This is a genomic window from Bradyrhizobium nivariense (genome assembly GCF_029846695.2).
Lineage (GTDB): Bacteria > Pseudomonadota > Alphaproteobacteria > Rhizobiales > Xanthobacteraceae > Bradyrhizobium.
Genome location: NZ_JARWCR020000219.1, coordinates 1 through 635, shown reverse-complemented (window position 1 = coordinate 635; position 635 = coordinate 1). Strand labels below are relative to the sequence as shown.

1 protein-coding gene is annotated in these 635 nt (G+C 60.0%); it reads left to right on the top strand.

The annotated features are described in order from the left end of the window. Positions 1–82: 82 nt before the first annotated feature. Positions 83–541 (top strand): IS66-like element accessory protein TnpA, encoded by a 459-nt coding sequence (gene tnpA / locus QCM77_RS46020; RefSeq protein ID WP_279669595.1) that lies wholly within the window; start codon positions 83–85, stop codon positions 539–541. Positions 542–635: the final 94 nt, after the last annotated feature.

Genomic DNA, 635 nt, shown 5'->3' with positions numbered 1-635 from the left:
GTAAGCGCTAATTTCTCCGCACCTTTTGCTTTTGAGTGCCCTGATGCATGAGGTGTCCACCAAAATAGGTGGACACCTTGTGATGAGCGACGATGATCAGAAACTGCGGGTCAGGCTTGTCGGCCGGAACGGTCGCCGGCGCTACGAGGCGGCATCGAAAGAGCGTCTTGTCACGGCCTGCCTTGAGCCTGGGGTTTCGGTATCGAGGCTTGCACTCGAACATGGGGTCAACGCGAACCTCCTTCGGAAGTGGATCAAGAAGCACAGCGCGACCGGGTCGCTGCCGCCGTCCTCACGCCCGGCGTTCATCCCGGTTCAGCTTGAGGGGAAGGCCGAGCGGGACCTGTCGCGAAAAGACAGCGTGGCGACGGTTGATTTGCCGGCTTGCGATGAAGTGCGTGGTTCGAAACCCAAAGGGACTCCAGCTTTTTGTTCTCCGGCCAAAGTGAGCGTGTCGCTGCCGAACGGCGTGAAGCTCGCGCTGGAATGCGGCGATGTGGATGCATTAACGGCGATCATCGGAGCGCTGGGCGATGTTTAGACTGGGCGGTGACCTGCAGGTCTATCTGCACCGTGAGCCGATCGACTTCCGGGCTGGCATCAACAGCCTTGCGGTCCTGGTCCAGGAGACGATG

Excerpts from the sequence above, each read along its gene's own strand:
- tnpA (WP_279669595.1), top strand. The coding sequence starts at position 83 with ATGAGCGACGATGATCAGAAACTGCGGGTCAGGCTTGTCGGCCGGAAC.